We start from the raw sequence: 18,715 nt of genomic DNA on the forward strand, positions 1-18,715 counted from the left end.
GTTTTTAATCGTTTACGTGCTCTTTTAGCACTTCTTCATCAATTGCATTTTCAGTTGCAGCAACTACAACAGAAACCGTCGCGTCACCACTAATATTTATCATGGTTCGAACCATATCTAGAATTCTTTCTGGTGCCATGATAAGCGCAATACCTGCTGCTGGAATACCTACTGCCTCCAAAACAATTACCAGCATCACAAGCCCTGCTCCCGGGACCCCAGCTGTCCCGACTGCTGCGAGTGTCGCAGTAAGCACAATCATTAACTGTGAACTAAGGGATAAATCTAGCCCTAAAGCTTGTGCTATAAATATGGCAGATACGCCCTGATAGAGGCTTGTCCCATTCATATTAATAGTAGCACCTAAAGGCAGAACGAAGCTACTCACCTCTTCGGATACGCCTAAATGCTTTTCTACGCGTTCCATCGTAACTGGAAGTGTTGCGGTACTGGAGCTGGTGCTAAAACCCAGTAGCATTGCCGGTCGCATTCCTTTGAAGAAATCCAGTACGTTGATTTTGGTGAAAGACTTTAGAAGCAGTGGATAGACCACCAGCATCATGACAAGCATGCCACCAATCACCGTCATTGAATACCAAAGCAATGCATACAATAATTCCCATGCTTTGCTAGGATCGTCTCCTGCAATTTCGATCATGAGTGAGGCAATGAGCGCAAAAACGCCGTAGGGTGCAATGAGCATGATAAACCCCACAACTTTGATGATGATGTCATTGAATCCATTGAAAAAGGCAATAACAGGCGCATTTGTTTCTTTAGGAACGTGCAACATCGCTATACCAATAATGATCGCGAAGAACACCACTTGGAGCATGGCTCCATTGTTAGTTGCCGCCATGAAAATATTGTCTGGCACCATGTCTACCAATGGCTGAAGCGGGCCTCTCGTTTTTACTTGCTCCGCAAAATCAATCTTCCCAGCAGCATTGGAATTGTAGAGTTCCATCAGGTTAGTTCTTGTTGCCTCCGGCAATTTATGTCCGGGTTTTACAATCGCAACAATCGAAAGACCGATGGTAATGGAGATGATAGTTGTGACGATGAAAATCAATAGCGTCTTACCACCCATTCGTGTGAGTTTTGAGATGTCGCCAATATTTGCAACACCTATGATTAACGAAGCGAGTACAAGAGGTACAGCGATCATTTTCAACCCACGAATGAATATGGTTCCAATCGGTTTGATGTAGTCTATGGTAAATCCTGACATGGAAGGAAACTGGATGCAAAGCATACCAAATCCAAGTCCCAGTGCCATTCCTATTAAGATTTTGGTGTGGAGGGGGAGCCTTTTAATCATTTGGGAAAGTTGGGTTCAAAGAAATTTTAATGTTGTATTAGCCTCGTAATTTATTGGTTTGAGCTAATAAATAGAAATCTGCCATAACTAGTGCCGACATTGCCTCTACTATTGGGACTGCTCGTGGGACTACACAGGGGTCATGGCGCCCTTTTCCTTTCACCGTGGTTGCATTCCCATTTTTGTCTACGGAGGGTTGATCTTGCATGATCGTTGCGACAGGTTTGAAAGCCACATTGAAATAAATGTCCTCTCCATTGGATATCCCTCCTTGAATTCCCCCTGAATGATTTGTGTTCGTTCGAATACCTCCCTCACTATTCTCAATTACGTCATTGTGAGCAGAGCCTCTCATACTGACACCTGCGAAACCGCTTCCAAACTCAAATCCTTTCACCGCATTGATTGATAACATTGCATGACCGAGTGCTGCATTTAACTTATCAAATAGTGGTTCGCCCAAACCTACTGTCACCCCTGAAATTACCCCGGTGACAACCCCACCGATGGTATCTCTTTCTTTCCGAACCTGATCAATCAACTCAAACATTTGCTTAGCCATATCAGAATCGGGACATCTGACGTCATTGGATTCGGTATTGGTAAGGTCTAGTTCTTTGTACGTCTTTAACAATCTCAAGTCTCCTACTTGCGAAACGTAGGCCAGGCATTCAATCCCCAGCTTTTTGATCATCAGTTTAGCGATGGCTCCTGCTGCCACCCAGCCAGCTGTGACCCGTGCAGAACTTCTCCCTCCTCCTCGGTAATCTCGGATACCATACTTTTCCTGATAGGTGTAATCGGCATGTGAAGGCCGGAAGGCGTCTTTTATGTGATCGTAATCTTTGCTCTTCTGATCTTGATTCTTGATAAGGATATGAATAGGAGCTCCCGTTGATTTTCCGTCAAAAACCCCTGAAAAAAATTCAAATCCGTCCGCTTCTTTCCGCTGTGTCGTGATCCTTGATTGTCCCGGTTTCCGCCTATCCAACTCTGATTGGATGAACACTTCATCCATAGTTATCCCAGCCGGACATCCGTCAATGATCACGCCCACACCAGCACCATGCGATTCACCAAAAGAGGTGATTTTGAAAATGTTCCCGAAAGTACTACTCATGAATTAAGCTGTCTTTTTAAACAGCAGATAAGCTGTAAAGCCCAATGTTAAAGCAATAAAGATATTAAGTAAGATCGTAATCCAACTATTTCCATCAATCACTTTTAGGTCATTATCTGCATCTGCAATCTGATCATAGAAATCTCCTAAATCATTCGACGCTATTGAAAGATTTTTGCGACTTTCACCAGTAACCAGAATAGAATAATCCGAGCTCAATGTGTCATAGGAGTCAGTTTTGGGATTGAAATAAATCCACGAAAAAAAGTCTTCTAAGTTATAGTTTCCTGGTTCATTCGGGATGGCATAGAAATCATAGCTTTTCACTCCGCGCACTCTACCTCCAGATCTATTGACCTGCTGTGTTACGTTTGGTGCATAAAAGTCAAAATCACTCGCTGCATCGGGTGTTGGAGGCTCAATGGATGTTACATTTCCTTCGCCTATGATATTGAAATTGTAGGTAAAACTCTGACCCGTCTCTAATTCATCCGTGCTAATCTTTTCCTCCAAGCGATAGTCTCCAACTGCCACTTGATCCCTCAATGGATGCGGAGGAAGCTCTTTCACCTTCACAGATTTCTCTTTTGAGTAAAAGGTCTCAAAATCCTCTTGCCTGTTTCTGCCAAAAAAAGATGGGTTTTTCGCCACTCTGTACTTGATCATCTTCAAACCAATCGAGGGAAATTCTATATTCTTCAGTGTAAGCGGATAGTATGCGGTCTGATAGATTTTATATCGCGTATAATTTCTACCTCTTATCGTTACAGGATCTCCAGAAATCTGATCAATGCTGAAGTTTTCCTCCCAACAGCTTGGTGGCTTTACCGTCTTTACTATTTCTGTAATTTGGTTGGCTAAATCATAAAAGCGCATCTCTGCACGATTGGATTCCGCAACATAAAAAGCAAGCGTAGCAGTAAATCCCTCACCAACATAAACCTCCTCTTTATCTAATGAAAGAGCAACAAAAGCATCTGCTTTGATATCTACAAACTCGTCTGTTTCTGATCTATCCCCAAAAAATTCCTCAAAAGGGTCTCTTCCAGCGTTTCTTCTTGCTTGCCTCTGCACTGCTTCACCTACTACGATTTGCACACCTTCTGATTTCACATCCTTGCCATTGATGGAAATGAAAAATGGCTCAAGAAGAAAAGTACCCTTCTCAGTGGCTTGATAATTTTGAGTGAGGCTTTGCGTAGAAGACATCTTACCGTTTACATAGTTGGTCGTGGTAGATGAAGAGGTCCCCCGCTTTATGAATCCTTCTATGGATGGGAAGTCACTGTATTGTTTCAGTCTATCGTTTTCTACCTGTATGCTAATGGTGAAATATTGATTAATTCCTATCTCATTTTGTCCAATTTTGATGGAAGCATCCTGAGAGAAAATATTTGTAGCAGATACTAATATGACAGCACAACCTATCCAAAACTTGTTCGTTAACTTCATGTATATTGTATTTCAATGCATTTGAAATTTTGTTGCTATGTTAAGAACAGATTTCAAATGGCCGCAAATTTTTATTCAAAAAAAATGTTAATTAATCATTAGCTAAACCAACGCCAAATTTAAGGTGTGGGTTTGGTCATTAACAATTATTCACATGTTAGAGTACTTCAAAACTATTTTATCGAAAGTAAGCTTTGATAAACGGCTTTTCGAGAAGGAACTTCGCAAAGCAATCAAGGCATTAATACCGGATGAAGTGTATGAATTGAAAGAGTGGTGCTATGCTAAGTTTGGCAAAAAGTATGAACCAATTCTGATATCCTGCTTCTCCTAATAATATTAAAAGCCCCAACGCATTCGCATTGGGGCTTTCTTTTTTTACAGGTCTAATTTTACCTATTTCTTATTCTGAAATCTCTTGAGGATTTGCTCCATGTGCTTACCAGCTGCTTCTCTGCCACCCAATCCATAGGACAGAGCCACAGCTACCGCAATAGCTCCAAGGGTTAATCCAAATGCCAGTTCAACTATGCTGTTTGCAATGCCCATCGTTCGCAAAGCAATTGCCAAGAAAAGGCCAATAATGGCTACTCTGGCGATTCCTGCTACAAAGGCATTGTCGGAGCCACTCATTGACTTGTAGATGATTGATCCGAGGAAATTGCCCATCACCAAGATGATTAAGCCGAAGAGCACGTTTCCTGAAAGATTAAGGATGGTATGCAGAACTTCCGCCAACCGATCGAGACCTAACATTTCCACCCCTGAAATCACGCCGAAAAACACCATGAAGAAGAAAATGATGTTTGCAACAATGGACGATAACTTTTGCTGACCCAGCACTGATTTTAGTTGAAGTTTCTCCACCAGTGTATCCATACCAACATTGGCTAGTAGGTCCTTAACAAAAGAGGTAATGAATCTTCCTCCGACTACAAAAATCGAAATGATCAGCACTGCGCCTATGATGTTTGGAACCGAATCCAACATCTGGTGTAAGACATTGTTTGCAGGATTAGTAATTGCCTCCAAGTGGAGAGCGTTGAGCCCTTGAATGATGAATGGAATAAATATGACAATGAAAACCACTTGCTGAATGAAATGCACCAACTTGTCTGTTTCCTTGAATCCCATGTTGTTGGCTAGGCGGTCGAAGAAACTTCCTGCCATCTTTACTAGGTTTGAGATAAACTTCGCTATGATATAGCCGATGAAAATAATGGCCATACCAGCAAGAATGTTTGGTATGAAGCCCAGAAACTCATTGAGCATGTTTCTAATTGGATCCAGCACATAGCTCACTCCGAGCATTTCTAGAACAATCAGTAGAATTATGAGCATGAGTACGTAGTAAACCAAGTTCGCAATGAACTTATTGGTATCTACGATGGTGTTTCCAAGCAAACGCTCATCCCATTCAGTCTTTTTCATCAAGCTATGCACTACTTTCCTTATCAGTATGGAAAATAGCCATCCTACAATCAGTACAACTACTGCACCTACCACTCCTGGGAGGGAGTCACTTACAGTATGAATTAAGCGTTCTAAATAATCTGGCATCTCCATGGCTAGGTTGGTTTTATTAAAATTAATCTTCTATAAATCCAAATATAGTTTCTTTTTATTTTTAAAAAAGAGCGGTTACTTTGCACAAGCATTTCATATTAATCTAAATCCACCTAGATTTTTTTAACTCCTACTTAAGGCCATATGATTTTTCATCTGCCTTTAGGACAGCTTGTTTCCAAATTTCCACCAGAATTAAGTTGCTTTTCAAGAGTTCGTCGATGCTAAAAGTCGATAGTTTTTGAATTTCATAATAAATAATTCTATGTGGAAAATTATAATTACTTCAGCGCTATTTTTTGTGAGCTTATCATCATTACTTGGTCAAAGGTCATTTATAACTACCTGGCAAAGTGATGCTGTGGGTGACCAAATCACCATTCCCACATACCCGTCGCTGGGCTATAACTACAGCATTTCCTGGAAGTTGGCCGGAGATGAGGGCAATGAAGGGACTGATTCAAATATTACAGGAAATCACATCATCAGATTTGAAAATGAGGGGACTTACAGGGTTTACATTACGGGAGATTTTCCCCGAATCTATTTCGATGATAAGGGAGACAAATCTAAGATTCTTAGTGTAGAACAATGGGGAGATATAGCATGGACCTCTATGGAAAACGCCTTCTCGGGATGTGAAAATCTTGTCGTCAATGCTTCAGATGCCCCTGACTTGTTAAATGTAACAGACATGAGTTACATGTTTTGGGGAGCAATAAATCTCATTATAGAAGATCTGAATGATTGGAATGTTTCAAATGTAACCAACATGAATTCGACGTTTGCTGGCACAAAAAAATTTAACGGAGATGTCAGCGAATGGAATGTTTCAAATGTAACCCACATGGGTTCATTGTTTTCGGGTGCAAGTATTTTTAACGGTGACATCAGTAACTGGAATGTTTCGAAAGTAAGGAACATGAGCTATATGTTTACCGGAGCCTTTGGCTTTCAGGGAAACGTCAGTGAATGGGTGGTGTCAGATGTAACCGATATGAGTTACATGTTTTTTGGCACAGCATTTAATGGAGATATCAAGGATTGGGATGTATCAAACGTAACCAATATGAGCTCAATGTTTTCTTTCGCAAATAGCTTTAATGGAGACATCAGTTCCTGGGAGGTGTCAAATGTGACAAACATGAGTTTCATGTTTGAATCTGCAACTAGCTTCAATCAACATCTCAACTGGAATACAGGACGAGTAGCTGATATGAATAGAATGTTTTCAGGGGCAACCAGTTTTGATCAATTCTTGAGAGACTGGGATATGACCTCTGTAACCAACGTTTCGAGAATGCTTGACAACACTGGAATGTCCTTGTCCAACTACGACAAAACCTTACAGGGATGGGCTTTGCAAACAGTAAACCGTGATCTGAATTTGGGTGCTGAAGGGCTCCAATATTGCGTAGGAACAGAAGCTAGAGAGCAACTCATTTCGGTAAAAAACTGGACTTTCTCCGGTGACGAAAAAGTATCAAGTTGTATACAATCCATCACTTTTGATGAGTTGCAGTCTAAAACATTTGGAGATGATCCTTTTCAGCTTAACGCAACGGTAGATTCCGAAGCCTCAATAAGCTATCTAAGCTCCAACGAAAATATTGCAACAATCAGTGGAAATATGGTCACCATTGCTGGAGCAGGTGAAACCACAATTACAGCTCGAGTTGAAGGAGACGAAAACCATCTTGCGGCAAGTGCAGAACAGACTTTGATCATTAATAAAGCCAATCAAATAATCACTTTTGATGAGTTGCCGTCTAAAACATTTGGAGATGATCCTTTTCAGCTTAACGCAACGGTAGATTCCGAAGCCTCAATAAACTATCTAAGCTCCAACGAAAATATTGCAACAATCAGTGGAAATATGGTCACCATTGCTGGAGCAGGTGAAACCACAATTACAGCTCATCAGGACGGAGATGACAATTACAATGACGCCAGTAAACAACGAAAATTGATAGTAGCTAAACTTGGTCAGACCATCACATTTGATCCAATCCCAATGCAGACTTACGGAAATGAAGCATTTGTACTAACGGGAACTACCAGCTCAGGATTACAAATTATCTATGAGGTTCAGGATGAAAGTCTTGCTGAAATTTCCGGAAATACGATGACCTTCCTTCATGCAGGGACGACCATAGTAACGGCCAATCAGGAGGGTAACTCGAACTATAAACCAGCTCTGGAAGTAGTGACTCAACTAACCATAGAAAAAGCTCCTTTGACAATTAAAGCAGATGACCTAACCATCAATGAGGGTGAGGTGCTTCCCACCTCTTACACGCTCACCTATTCCGGATTTGTGAATGATGAAGAAGAAGGAGTTCTTGATGAGTTACCCGAAGTTTCAGTTTTGAATGTAGGCCCTAAACCAATGTCAGGAATCTATGAAATAGTTGTAAAATGCAGCTCTGATAATAACTACAGCATACTAGCGGAAAATGGCACACTGACCGTCAATGAAGTCTTAGGAATTCTTGATAATACCTCATTTAACATCTACCCAAATCCTGCCTCCGATTGGGTTCACATAAAAGCTAATGAGGGAATATTCAATGTAGAAATCTATGACACGGGTGGTCGGTTACAAAAAACGGCAAATGCGCTTTTAATTGAAATATCCGCTTTGAACAATGGGATATATTTTATGAAATTAAAAGACATTGAAGGAAACGTAAAAGCAACGCTTCGACTTGTGAAAAGAGAAGAATAGAGTTATGATCTTTTTGAAAGAGCACTAAAAAAGAGAGCACCCGTCGGGTGTAAGTAGGCGGCTCCATGGGAGCCTCTTTCATTATTTTCACTACATTCAATCGGACTTCACGTCCGAAAAACTATCCAAATAGACACGATAAAAGCTAACGTGCTTTTAATCCATCACCCGGCCATCTTCCAGCTGGATGACACGTGTGCCGTACTCAGCAAATTTCTCGTTGTGGGTCACTTGAATGATGGTCATTCCTTCCTGATGAAGCTGCTTCAGCACATCCATTACTTCTTCACCTTGAGAAGAATGCAAGTTTCCTGTGGGCTCATCCGCCAATAGAAGTTGCGGCTTTCCAATAATTGCTCTTACCACACCAACCAGCTGCTGCTGCCCTCCAGAAAGCTGCTCAGGGAAAAGATCTTTCTTAGCTACCATATTGAATCTGTCAAGCATTTCTGCAATCATGCTAGCACGCTCTTTTCCTTTGATTCCTCTGTAGATCAAAGGTGTTTCGATGTTTTCATACACAGTGAGTTCATCGATCAGGTGGTATGCCTGGAAAATGAATCCGATATGTTCTTTATGGATTCTAGAGATTCTCTTTTCTCGTAATTTATGTACCGGCTCATCCATGAAGTAATATTCTCCTTCTGATGGCTTGTCCAGCATGCCGATGATGTTAAGTAAAGTGGACTTTCCGGAACCTGAAGGTCCCATTATGCTTGCAAATTCACCCTCTTTAATCTCCAGATCGATGCCTTTCAAAATAAAGGTTCGCTGGTATTTTGATTCGATGAACTTGCTTACGTCTTTGAGGTTGATCATGTATTTAAGTTGAATTTAAAACTTCGGGGTAAAATGAATTTTTTTTGTGGTTATACCAGTAGATGAATGAAGTAAGATTACATAAACGGTATTTTCTACAAAAGGATAAACCAAATTTATTTTACTGGATTTCTCATTACTCACCTGTCTAAGCATCACACCCTCAAGGCTATATATAGCTAATTGGTGCCGTCCATTATCTTTAAATACCACTTCGACACCATCTCTATCTACCGTCCAAAAATCAGGTTCATCCGGGACAGTAAGCACTATATTGGTTTCGTCACAGCCCACAGCTACCAGTCGATTCGTAGAATAAGTTACTGAGCCATTCATCTGCTCTGTGGATACATATCCCTTTACTTCAAATATTATATGGCCTAAATTATCTACTGCCTCTAACTCTTGAGCTGTAATGGTCAGATTCAGTTGAATTTGGCTTTCGGTGAAAGTATCTTCCATCCATGAGGCATTCCAATCGTTGACGGTCATGCCGTTTATTTTCAATGCTTCTATATCTGTCAGAAACTGGAAATCGAGCTCAAGGTTTGATTGGTTGCTGATAATGATACTGTCCTGAAAATTCTCACCTTCCTCGAGGCATGTAAAGGGGGGTGTTGTTAATTCAATGAAGGGTGATTGAGCATCACTTACATCAATCACAAAATCCAATACTGAATATCCTATTATAACACTTGTTCCGTTTACTTTCCGCCATTCTTCAACCTTTACAGCTACCAGGTAACTACCGGGCTTTTCAATCTTGTCCCACACCAGGTTGCCTGTAAAAGGATTTAACTCAAATATTCCATCTTTTATTTCTCCATCTGATCTATTCGGCAGGTAGTACCCATTCACCATTAAATCTTGCGCTTGCAACGGAGTAACTAGCTTATATGTTAAGCTATCCCCATCAGAATCAGAGTGCGCAAAAGTCCAAGTAAATTTTCCATTAAGAACCCCAATGAAATTTGGTGGCACTATCAATGTTGGTGAAGAATTGGTAATACCAATCAGGGGGTCGAAGGTAATCATTGCCTCTACATGGAAGCTTGTAGAAACAGAATTTACAACATTAACAATGTCAGATGATCTAAAATCCTCGGAGTATGAAACTTGTACAACATTGGCGCTTTCGTATGTGTGGATAAGTTTGAATGACCATATTTCAGTATCACTTCCAGAACTGATTACCTCCCATTCAAAAATTTCGGTATTGTCATCACCGTATATGTCTCCATCACCGAAATAGAAAATCCCTTGTCCGAATGGCACTCCTTCAATATCTCTGTAGCCTATAAATGTAAATTCAACAGTACGTGCTCCGATCATTTTAGATTGAATTTGGCCTCCCCGGATGTGAGTGGCAGACGAACTAAAAATGATCAAAAAGAAAGCTGCAAATAGAATCTTTTTCATAACGCCGCATTTAAACTGTAATACATTATTCGTACTTATATCCTCCAGGGTTTTCTTCAAGGTCAACCCCCAGTCCCAAAACTATCCTGTTTACGAAGTTGAAATAAGCTACTACCAATGTGCCATCCAATATTTCTCGATCAGAAAAACCTGCTTCTTTTAATGGATTTACCAATCCTGCTTCTTGTGATTTTTCTGGATTTTCTGTTAGTTCTCTTGCAAACAGACAAAGCGCTCGTTCTTTTTCATTCAAAGGAGCCTTCTCAAAGTCTCTTTGAAATGACTCCAGCTTGTCATCATCTTTCCAGAAATTTTTGACAGCTTCCAGGTGATGGACTTGACAGTACTGACATTTATTGGAAATGGATACAATCACTGCCATCATCTCTCTGTGCACACGTTTCAAGGGTGAGTGCCCAAACATGATGGTCATGTACAAATCCATGTGATTGAGGATTGATTCAGGGTTCAAGGATTGAATTTTATGAACTTCTGCGATCTTGCCTCGGCTCTCGATTAGCCCTTCATAGATTTCTTTTAGTTTTCCTTCTGCTAGGTCAGGTTGAATTACGTCAATGTATGGCATAGGTCAAATATAAAGACCCTGTCATTTCCAAAGTTGTTCAATGACAAACTTTACTTGTCTATATCACTTCAAGAACAAGAATTGTTTGACAATCTAGTTAGTGGAATGTTGTTTGAACCTAATTTGAAATCCGTCTACCGCTCTTTGGTCTACAACTAGTTCTTTGTTGAGAATGTACACGTTACCAAGGTTTTGTCCGTCAACTGTTAAGGTCTTTTGATCGTTCTCTTCGCCAATGGAATAGTCATAAACACCGGATTTAAGTCCATCATATATGGCGTTGCTGGTGTTATTATTTTCAATAGTCACCTTTCCCCCATCAAAATTCCAGGTAATGGAACCTGCTGAGAAATCTGTATCAACACCAGCCAATCCTCCATTCACATTGACTAAATCCCATTTTTTCTGAATTTGGGTTTCAAGAATGGAGTCATTATCGTACGTATAGAGCAATTGTTGGTCAAAGCCAGCGATGTTGAGTTTAATGCCAGAATCACGATAGTCACCAATTTGAATAGACGTCAAATCAAAACTCACTGTTTTGGTAAACACCGCTGCACAACTTTCCTCATTCTTCAATAACATCCTGAGACCTAATTGGGGTGGAAGTGACTCCAAGATTAGATCGTCGGCGACCATCTCTTCTGTCCAACTTTTGCCATCGCAACCAGAAGAAGAATACTTAACCTCCAGGCAATTTCCAGTTATAGAAGCTGAAATGATTGAAAAAAATGCACTAGATCCATTTCTTACTTTATCGGGATTTACTGTAACTACAGAATCACAATCAGAAGTCTCAATGCCATCATCTTCGCATGCATTGAACAACGCTAATAATAGTATCAGCATGAGGGTTTTTATGTAGGTAGAAGTCATAATTAAAACAATTACTTTCCTTCTACTACAGTTAAATCAATTTTAACCCTACTACAACAAATCGTTTGCAAGGTTGGCTAACTCGGATCTTTCCCCTTTTTCTAGTGTAATGTGCGCAAACATCGGGTGATCTTTAATTCGGTCGATTAGGTATGAAAGGCCATTTGATTGGGAATCCAGGTATGGTGTGTCAATCTGATAGATATCTCCTGTAAAGATGATCTTGGTGTTTTCTCCTGCCCTGGTAATGATTGTCTTTACTTCATGTGGTGTCAGGTTTTGTGCTTCGTCAACGATGAAAAAGATATTGGACAAGCTTCTGCCTCGAATATAGGCAAGAGGTGTAATCATCAGCTTCTCCTGGTTTACCATATCCGTGATTCGTGTAAACTCTTTGTCGTTTTCGCGAAATTGATGTTGAATAAATTTCAGATTGTCCCAGAGAGGCTCCATATAGGGGTTAAGCTTAGATTTGATGTCGCCAGGTAAATACCCAATGTCCTTATTGCTCAGAGGCACAATAGGTCTGGCCAGGTAAATCTGCTTAAAATTTCTTCGTTGCTCCAATGCTGATGCCAGCGCAAGCAGTGTTTTACCTGTACCGGCTACTCCATTAATGCTTACCAACTTGATATTTGGATTGAGCATGGCATGCATGGCAAATGTTTGTTCGGCATTCTTTGGCTTAATCCCATACACCACCTGCTTCTCAACCTTTTCTACGGTATCTTCAGTCGGATTGTAATAACCGAGTACAGAATTTTTTTCGCTCTTAAGAATGAAGTAATTATTGGCCGGGAATTTTTTCCGCATTAAAATTTTCTTGCGATCGATTACATTTTTTTTGAACAGCTCATCGATGTGTTCAGAGTTAATATCTTCCAACTCGGTCATCCCGGTTGTCAATAATGTGTTGACATTTTTAATCTTGCCTGTTTCGTAATCCTCTGCTGGCAACTCAAGTGACTTGGCTTTGAGCCTGAGATTAATGTCCTTAGAGACAAGAATAACTTTTCGCTTAGGCTCTTGTTCTTTTACGGTTAGTGCCGCATTGAGTATTCGGTGATCGTTTTTGCCGTCATTGAATATCTGTGTAGCATCCATGGTACTATCCGAGTCCATGATAACCTTAAAGCTGCCCTTGTTTTTGCCATTGAGAGGTATCCAGTCTTGAAGGCTATGGTCTTTAGCTAATCGATCCAATAGTCGAATAAATTCACGTGCCTCAAAATTTTTCGTATCATTTCCTTTCTTAAACTGATCCAACTCCTCTAGCACAGTTATAGGTAACCCTACATCGTGTTCAGCAAAATTGAGAATGGAATCGTGGGAAAACAAAATGACAGATGTATCGAGAACGAAAATTTTCTTCTGCTTGGATTTAGCCATGCGAGTAGTGTGGTTTATAGTTCCAATAAGGATCAACCGTAATATTGGAGTTTCACTTGAAAAAAAGAAGCGAATAAGGAGGAATTTGAGTAAAATTATTTGGCTGGCATAAAAATATCTCCACCTTCTTTTGGCTCAATTTTTAAAGCACCAGATAAAGCAAGGTTTATTAACTTATTAGAGGCAAGCTTCTTATTCAGCCCGCTCAATTGCCGATACTCAGATAGCGTAATTCCCTGATGATGTTCGAAGTACTTGAAGAGTTCTTTCGTTTTATCCTCAAAAACAATCGGGGCATGATCTTGATCGTTGCGTTTCAATATTTGTCTTAGCTCATAGCTTGCCTGAATGGAGTGGTCTGCGGATCGCACAAACGCCTTTCCATAGCGATGCTTTTTATTTAAAAAAGCAAAGTGGGGTTTTTGCTGGCTTTCCTTTATATGGTAGTGTAGAATTTCAATATCCTTACGTATTTGAACCATTTCTACGGTGAAATCAATTGTGGGTCTACACAATTCATTAATCGCTTTGGTTAGCGCAAACTCATCGTCCTCTGGGTATCTAAGACCCGCAAGTGTGCCATTGTCATTAACGCCAATGAAAAGGTGACCTCCGTCTGTGTTGGCAAAAGCAATTACCTCACGTATTATTTTCTCGGGATGGTTTGCCTTCTTTTTGAACTCAACGTATTGAGATTCTCCACCATGGATTAGCTTTAATACTTCTTTGACTTTCTCATTCATCGTCCCCCAACTCTGGCATGTTAAACATGCTGGTGAACAGATCTTTGAATTGCATACCTTGCTCCAGCTGATGCTTGCTAAGCATGCTGTATTCTGCTAACCCAAATAAAGCAAACTCCATCAAAAAGTACTTAAAGCCATCATGTTTTGTTTTCTGATATTTCTCCACGAGTTGCTCCAAGCCAGGTATGCTCTTTAATTCTTTCTGGTACGCTTCCTCGTTGGCATTAAAAGTCAAATCCACCATGTTTCCTTTCTCAAACCACTCTTTCAACTGTTCGTAGGGATTCCCTTTTTCCTTCTTTCTTTCTTTTTCCGGGTCTGGGAAGTAATTAATGAACTGAGCCCTTATGGCTTTTCCAACAAGATTGTTGGCCACTATCCCAGGCCCTTCCTGCTCACCTTCATAGACGAGTTCTACTTTGCCGGTTATTGCCGGAATCACACCGATGAAATCTGTCAATCTCACATGGGTCTTATCATCACCACTGATAAGCATACGACGCTCACATGCGCTCACTAAATTTTCCAAGGCAGAAATGGTCAACCTCGCAGACACGCCACTCTTCGCATCTACATATTCACTATCTCTTGCTTCCATCGCAATCTGTTCTATCAGGTCTTTTGCAAGGTCAAAAATTTCAATTCCTTCCTTTTGGGCTTCCGTAAGGTTTGCTTCCTGGTCGGTAATTTTCTTTCCAATCTCAATGGAAGAGGGATAGTGTGTAATAATCTGACTATCAATTCTATCCTTCAAAGGTGTGACTATCGATCCTCTGTTGGTATAATCTTCAGGGTTCGCTGTGAATACAAATTGAACCTCTAATGGCATTCTTAGCTTAAACCCTCGAATTTGAATATCGCCTTCCTGAAGAATATTGAAAAGGGCCACTTGTATTCTTGCTTGCAAGTCTGGCAATTCGTTGATTACAAAAATGCCTCTGTGAGATCGTGGAACCAGACCAAAGTGGATAACCCGCTCGTCTGAATAAGGAAGTTTCAAACTAGCTGCTTTGATTGGATCGACATCTCCAATCAAATCTGCAATCGTTACATCCGGAGTTGCTAGCTTCTCTGTATAGCGCTCATTTCTATTCATCCACCCAACAGGGGTGTCATCTTTCAATTCTTGGACTTTGTCTCTCGCAAATTTTGATATCGGATTGAGCGGGTCGTCATTTAAGGGAGCATCTTTTATAACAGGGATGTACTCATCTAGCAGCATCGTCATCATGCGCGCCATGCGTGTTTTCGCTTGCCCCCTCAGCCCCAAAAAATTGATGTTGTGTCTGGACAAAATTGCTCTTTCCACATCTGGAATTACAGTATCCTCATACCCCCAAATTCCTTCAAAGGTTGACTCGCCGGTTTTTTTCGATCTTATCAGATTGGCACGCAGTTCATCCTTTATGGATATTGGCTGGTAGCCAGATTGCTTTAGCTCTCCCAGCGTACTAATCTTCATTTTCTGCTCAGCAGATAGGTCTTGATAATTCATTATAATTTTTAAATGGGCCGACGGCCTTAGAGATTTTTTCTTCTATTTTTTTTATAGTCTTCAAAAATGAGATTGCCTAGTCCTTGAAGACTGCTGTAGTAGGCATTCCCGTTGTTAACTTCAGTAAACTCCCGCACAAACTCCTGTAGATAAGGATCTGAAGCGATCATAAAAGTGGTAATTGGCACATTGATTCGTCTACATTGGGCAGCCAGATTCAATGTCCTATTCAATATTTTAGGATCTAACCCAAAACTATTTTTGTAATATTTTATTCCTTCCTTCAGACAAGTTGGTTTACCATCTGTGATCATGAAGATCTGCTTGTTTTTGTTCTTTCTCCGTCTGAGCAAATCCATGGCAAGCTCTAGTCCAGCTACCGTATTGGTATGGTAAGGACCGACGTTGAGGTAAGGCAAGTCTTTAACCTCGATTTGCCATGCGTCATTTCCAAAAACAATGACATCCAATGTGTCTTTGGGATACTTCCTTTTCACTAGCTCTGCCAGCGCCATTGCTACTTTTTTTGCAGGTGTAATTCGATCTTCTCCATACAATATCATTGAGTGACTGATGTCGATCATCAGTACTGTGGAGGTTTGTGTTTTATACTCACGCTCTCTGATTTCCAGATCATTTTCCGTGAGCATCAAGTCATTGAGTCCGTGATTAATTTGGGCATTTCGCAGACTTTCAGTCATTTCGATCTGCTCTAAAGAATCTCCAAATTGAAATTCTCGATAGTCTGAGGTAATCTCATCACCCGCGCCTGTAAAATTGGTCTTATGATTACCTTTTCCAGATTTTTTTAATTTCCCGAAAATTTCTTCAAGTGCACTTTTTCTGATCTCTTGTTCGCTCTTTGCGGTAATTCTAAATTCACCTTTTTCATTCTTGTCATCAATGTATCCTTTGTTCTTGAGGTCATCAATAAAATCTCCTATTCCATATTCAGCATTGGAAATATTGTGCTCTCGATCAAGGTTTGTCAACCAGCTCAATGCTTCGTTGACATCCCCGGATGTAACAACCATTAATTGCAAAAAAATATTGAGCAAGTTATCAAAGGTGGTTTGCTCAGGATTTTTCTCTGGGATGAATTCAGTAAATCGATATCCGATCATAACTACAACTTAACTAAAAACGGACAAGAATGATTTCCTGAAAAGTGAAGAAAAATTGAAATCAGAATTTTTTCCATTAAATTAATGGAAGATATCACCATTTTATGCCTGGCAGAAGACCCATATTAGCTTCTTTACTCACCAATTTATTTTGGGGAACGAGGGATTTTCTATTCAAAGCGACACTTGAGCCTGCTTCTCCTGAAAAAAGAAAGGCCAAAGAGGCTGAAAAAGCTGAGAAGAAAAGAAAGAAAGAAACCTAACTATTTCCTAGGCATCGTTCTGAAAATCAAATCCCAGAAGGGCGAGGATACGCCAAAAGCATTGCCTGGATCTTTGTAGTGATGGATGCCATGGTGAACCCATAAAACTTTCCAGAAATTTTTAGGTGGCTGAAAGGCATGCACCATGTAATGAACCCACAAATAAGACGCATAGCCTATCAAGAATCCTGGTAAAAAGGCATACACATTGTTCCCCATTACTAGAAAAAACAGAAAGAAAAATCCTGTGGATAGTGTAAGGCTCAATGGGATTGGCATAGCCAATCTGTCTTTATCTTTTGGATAATCGTGATGAACACCATGAACTGCATATGCAAATTTTTCTTGCTTTTCAGTCTTTGGGTTGAGATGAAAAACAAATCTATGCATGATGTACTCTACGAGGGTAAAGGACATAAAACCACCTATAAAAAGAAGTGACGCACTCACAGCTGTCAAGTATGATTGCTGAAAGCCGTAGACCATCAGACTGGTGGAGATAATGGAAAATATGATTAATGGGAGTGAGATGTGAGTCCTCGTCAGCCTTTCCATGAATCTGTTTTTAAACAGTTCCTTAGTCCCTTTGGCGTGAGGTTTATTCTTTAGTTCCATTGCTTATTTTAGTTCAAGGCAAAATTAGGAAAAAGAAACCCTAATTTTTTACAAACTCTCTGTTAATGACTTTTTATGTTTTTCTAAAACGGTGTTGTAGTATGCTTCATACATCGGCAGCACATTATTTACATCAAACTCTTTTGCACGTGCCAGTGCTCCTTTTTTGAAAGTCTCCAAATTCTTGTTGTCAAGTATGTGAATAGCCTTATCTACCATTGCATCTACATCACCTACATTACATACATAACCTGATTTACCCTCATCATTTAATTCCGGGAGTCCTCCTGCATTTGTGGAAATGACAGGCACTTCGCAAGCCATTGCTTCCAGTGCCGCCAGACCGAAGCTTTCTTTCTCTGAAGTCATAAGAAACAAATCACTTACGGAAAGTACTTCTTCCACGGCTTCCAACTTACCCAGAAATCTAATGTCCTCCGTGCATATTTCTCTAGCCATGTCTTCCATTTTCTGTCGTTCAGGACCATCTCCTATCAGCAAGAGCTTAGAAGGCACCACTTTTCGTACCTCACAAAATACTTTCAACACGTCCTCAACACGTTTTACTTTCCTGAAATTTGATGTATGCACCACCAACTTCTCGTCATTTGGGCAAATAGCTTTCTTGAAATGATCCTTTGGCTGTTTTTTGAACCTATCCAAATCAATGAAGTTAGGAATGACATCTATGGGTACAGAAATGTCAAAATGCTCTATCGTATCGTTCTTAAGGTCTTCAGAAACTGCTGTTACCCCATCTGATTTATTGATGGAAAAAGTGACTACAGGCTCGTTAGTCGCATCTTTTCCCACGATTGTAATATCAGTCCCATGCAAGGTGGTAATGAACGGAATCTCGTACCCTTTCGTCTTCAATATCTGCTGTGCCATGTAGGCAGCCGAGGCATGAGGTACCGCATAGTGCACGTGTAATAAATCGAGCTTTTCATTCATCACCACATCTACCATTTTGCTCGCAAGCGCCAGTTCATAAGGCGGGTACTGAAAAAGTGGATATGACTTTACGCTTACTTCATGATAGTAAAGATTGGGATTGAAGAAATCCAATCTCGTAGGCTGAGAGTAGGTGATAAAGTGAATCTTATGCCCTTTTTTTGCGAGTGCTTTACCAAGTTCGGTGGCTACTACTCCACTGCCACCATATGTGGGATAACATACTATTCCTACTTTCATGA

Annotated in this window: 17 protein-coding genes; 3 read left to right on the forward strand and 14 right to left on the reverse strand. The window is 40.4% G+C overall.

What is annotated here, in order from left to right; translation table 11 throughout:
- Window positions 1–4: 4 nt before the first annotated feature.
- Genes ABJF57_RS14200 through ABJF57_RS14210 form a run of 3 tightly spaced genes read right to left on the reverse strand, consistent with a single transcriptional unit; the run spans window position 5 to window position 3,893 of the window.
- Window positions 5–1,321 (reverse strand): dicarboxylate/amino acid:cation symporter, encoded by a 1,317-nt coding sequence (locus ABJF57_RS14200; RefSeq protein ID WP_462230199.1) that lies wholly within the window; start codon window positions 1,319–1,321, stop codon window positions 5–7.
- 37 nt (window positions 1,322–1,358) lie between these two features.
- Window positions 1,359–2,441 carry a chorismate synthase gene (gene aroC, locus ABJF57_RS14205; RefSeq protein WP_462230201.1) on the reverse strand — a complete coding sequence of 361 codons (1,083 nt, stop codon included), beginning with the start codon at window positions 2,439–2,441 and terminating at the stop codon, window positions 1,359–1,361.
- A 3-nt stretch (window positions 2,442–2,444) separates the two neighbouring features.
- Window positions 2,445–3,893 (reverse strand): BatD family protein, encoded by a 1,449-nt coding sequence (locus tag ABJF57_RS14210; protein ID WP_462230203.1) that lies wholly within the window; start codon window positions 3,891–3,893, stop codon window positions 2,445–2,447.
- A gap of 154 nt (window positions 3,894–4,047) precedes the next feature.
- On the opposite strand from ABJF57_RS14210, the gene ABJF57_RS14215 reads away from it, so the two are divergent.
- Window positions 4,048–4,227, forward strand: a complete 180-nt coding sequence (locus ABJF57_RS14215; RefSeq protein WP_462230205.1) for a hypothetical protein — start codon at window positions 4,048–4,050, stop codon at window positions 4,225–4,227.
- A 62-nt stretch (window positions 4,228–4,289) separates the two neighbouring features.
- Here ABJF57_RS14215 and ABJF57_RS14220 read toward each other — a convergent pair whose 3' ends face one another.
- Window positions 4,290–5,453 carry a mechanosensitive ion channel gene (locus ABJF57_RS14220; RefSeq protein WP_462230207.1) on the reverse strand — a complete coding sequence of 388 codons (1,164 nt, stop codon included), beginning with the start codon at window positions 5,451–5,453 and terminating at the stop codon, window positions 4,290–4,292.
- A 271-nt stretch (window positions 5,454–5,724) separates the two neighbouring features.
- Here ABJF57_RS14220 and ABJF57_RS14225 point away from each other — a divergent pair, with 271 nt between their 5' ends.
- On the forward strand, window positions 5,725–8,187 hold the full coding sequence (locus ABJF57_RS14225; RefSeq protein ID WP_462230209.1) for a BspA family leucine-rich repeat surface protein: 2,463 nt from the start codon (window positions 5,725–5,727) through the stop codon (window positions 8,185–8,187).
- A 156-nt stretch (window positions 8,188–8,343) separates the two neighbouring features.
- On the opposite strand, the gene ABJF57_RS14230 is transcribed toward ABJF57_RS14225, so the two are convergent.
- From ABJF57_RS14230 to ABJF57_RS14265, 8 genes are all read right to left on the reverse strand, one after another.
- A complete protein-coding gene (locus ABJF57_RS14230) occupies window positions 8,344–9,006 on the reverse strand; it encodes an ABC transporter ATP-binding protein (RefSeq protein WP_462230211.1) in 663 nt (220 codons plus the stop codon).
- Window positions 9,007–9,021: 15 nt separating this feature from the next.
- Window positions 9,022–10,425 carry a hypothetical protein gene (locus tag ABJF57_RS14235; RefSeq protein WP_462230213.1) on the reverse strand — a complete coding sequence of 468 codons (1,404 nt, stop codon included), beginning with the start codon at window positions 10,423–10,425 and terminating at the stop codon, window positions 9,022–9,024.
- Between the two features lie 25 nt (window positions 10,426–10,450).
- On the reverse strand, window positions 10,451–11,011 hold the full coding sequence (locus ABJF57_RS14240) for a peroxidase-related enzyme (protein ID WP_462230216.1): 561 nt from the start codon (window positions 11,009–11,011) through the stop codon (window positions 10,451–10,453).
- Window positions 11,012–11,104: 93 nt separating this feature from the next.
- Complete coding sequence (locus ABJF57_RS14245) at window positions 11,105–11,860, reverse strand: hypothetical protein (RefSeq protein ID WP_462230218.1); 756 nt, start codon at window positions 11,858–11,860, stop codon at window positions 11,105–11,107.
- Window positions 11,861–11,938: 78 nt separating this feature from the next.
- Window positions 11,939–13,276, reverse strand: coding sequence for a PhoH family protein (locus ABJF57_RS14250; RefSeq protein WP_462230220.1), 1,338 nt, complete (start codon window positions 13,274–13,276; stop codon window positions 11,939–11,941).
- Window positions 13,277–13,371: 95 nt separating this feature from the next.
- A complete protein-coding gene (locus ABJF57_RS14255; protein ID WP_462230222.1) occupies window positions 13,372–14,019 on the reverse strand; it encodes an AlbA family DNA-binding domain-containing protein in 648 nt (215 codons plus the stop codon).
- Window positions 14,012–15,517, reverse strand: a complete 1,506-nt coding sequence (locus ABJF57_RS14260; protein ID WP_462230224.1) for a P-loop NTPase family protein — start codon at window positions 15,515–15,517, stop codon at window positions 14,012–14,014. Before ABJF57_RS14260 ends, ABJF57_RS14255 begins: the two co-directional genes overlap by 8 nt.
- A 26-nt stretch (window positions 15,518–15,543) precedes the next feature.
- Window positions 15,544–16,641, reverse strand: a complete 1,098-nt coding sequence (locus ABJF57_RS14265) for a vWA domain-containing protein (protein WP_462230226.1) — start codon at window positions 16,639–16,641, stop codon at window positions 15,544–15,546.
- Window positions 16,642–16,745: 104 nt separating this feature from the next.
- Between ABJF57_RS14265 and ABJF57_RS14270 the strand changes: the two genes are divergently transcribed.
- Window positions 16,746–16,904 (forward strand): hypothetical protein, encoded by a 159-nt coding sequence (locus ABJF57_RS14270; RefSeq protein ID WP_462230228.1) that lies wholly within the window; start codon window positions 16,746–16,748, stop codon window positions 16,902–16,904.
- Here the strand turns inward: ABJF57_RS14270 and ABJF57_RS14275 are convergent, their stop codons facing one another.
- Both ABJF57_RS14275 and bshA read right to left on the reverse strand, forming a co-directional pair.
- A complete protein-coding gene (locus ABJF57_RS14275) occupies window positions 16,905–17,459 on the reverse strand; it encodes a sterol desaturase family protein (RefSeq protein ID WP_462230230.1) in 555 nt (184 codons plus the stop codon).
- A 108-nt stretch (window positions 17,460–17,567) separates the two neighbouring features.
- Entirely contained in the window at window positions 17,568–18,713 is a 1,146-nt protein-coding gene (bshA, locus tag ABJF57_RS14280) for an N-acetyl-alpha-D-glucosaminyl L-malate synthase BshA (protein ID WP_462230232.1), read from the reverse strand.
- Between the last annotated feature and the right edge of the window lie 2 nt (window positions 18,714–18,715).

Origin of the sequence: Ekhidna sp. (assembly GCF_039940915.1) — a bacterium.
In the GTDB taxonomy this organism is placed as follows: domain Bacteria; phylum Bacteroidota; class Bacteroidia; order Cytophagales; family Cyclobacteriaceae; genus Ekhidna.

Coding starts and splice junctions, on each gene's coding strand:
- ABJF57_RS14200 (WP_462230199.1), bottom strand. CDS start 1,321: ATGATTAAAAGGCTCCCCCTCCACACCAAAATCTTAATAGGAATGGCA.
- aroC (WP_462230201.1), bottom strand. CDS start 2,441: ATGAGTAGTACTTTCGGGAACATTTTCAAAATCACCTCTTTTGGTGAA.
- ABJF57_RS14210 (WP_462230203.1), bottom strand. CDS start 3,893: ATGAAGTTAACGAACAAGTTTTGGATAGGTTGTGCTGTCATATTAGTA.
- ABJF57_RS14215 (WP_462230205.1), top strand. CDS start 4,048: ATGTTAGAGTACTTCAAAACTATTTTATCGAAAGTAAGCTTTGATAAA.
- ABJF57_RS14220 (WP_462230207.1), bottom strand. CDS start 5,453: ATGCCAGATTATTTAGAACGCTTAATTCATACTGTAAGTGACTCCCTC.
- ABJF57_RS14225 (WP_462230209.1), top strand. CDS start 5,725: ATGTGGAAAATTATAATTACTTCAGCGCTATTTTTTGTGAGCTTATCA.
- ABJF57_RS14230 (WP_462230211.1), bottom strand. CDS start 9,006: ATGATCAACCTCAAAGACGTAAGCAAGTTCATCGAATCAAAATACCAG.
- ABJF57_RS14235 (WP_462230213.1), bottom strand. CDS start 10,425: ATGAAAAAGATTCTATTTGCAGCTTTCTTTTTGATCATTTTTAGTTCG.
- ABJF57_RS14240 (WP_462230216.1), bottom strand. CDS start 11,011: ATGCCATACATTGACGTAATTCAACCTGACCTAGCAGAAGGAAAACTA.
- ABJF57_RS14245 (WP_462230218.1), bottom strand. CDS start 11,860: ATGCTGATACTATTATTAGCGTTGTTCAATGCATGCGAAGATGATGGC.
- ABJF57_RS14250 (WP_462230220.1), bottom strand. CDS start 13,276: ATGGCTAAATCCAAGCAGAAGAAAATTTTCGTTCTCGATACATCTGTC.
- ABJF57_RS14255 (WP_462230222.1), bottom strand. CDS start 14,019: ATGAATGAGAAAGTCAAAGAAGTATTAAAGCTAATCCATGGTGGAGAA.
- ABJF57_RS14260 (WP_462230224.1), bottom strand. CDS start 15,517: ATGAATTATCAAGACCTATCTGCTGAGCAGAAAATGAAGATTAGTACG.
- ABJF57_RS14265 (WP_462230226.1), bottom strand. CDS start 16,641: ATGATCGGATATCGATTTACTGAATTCATCCCAGAGAAAAATCCTGAG.
- ABJF57_RS14270 (WP_462230228.1), top strand. CDS start 16,746: ATGCCTGGCAGAAGACCCATATTAGCTTCTTTACTCACCAATTTATTT.
- ABJF57_RS14275 (WP_462230230.1), bottom strand. CDS start 17,459: ATGGAAAGGCTGACGAGGACTCACATCTCACTCCCATTAATCATATTT.
- bshA (WP_462230232.1), bottom strand. CDS start 18,713: ATGAAAGTAGGAATAGTATGTTATCCCACATATGGTGGCAGTGGAGTA.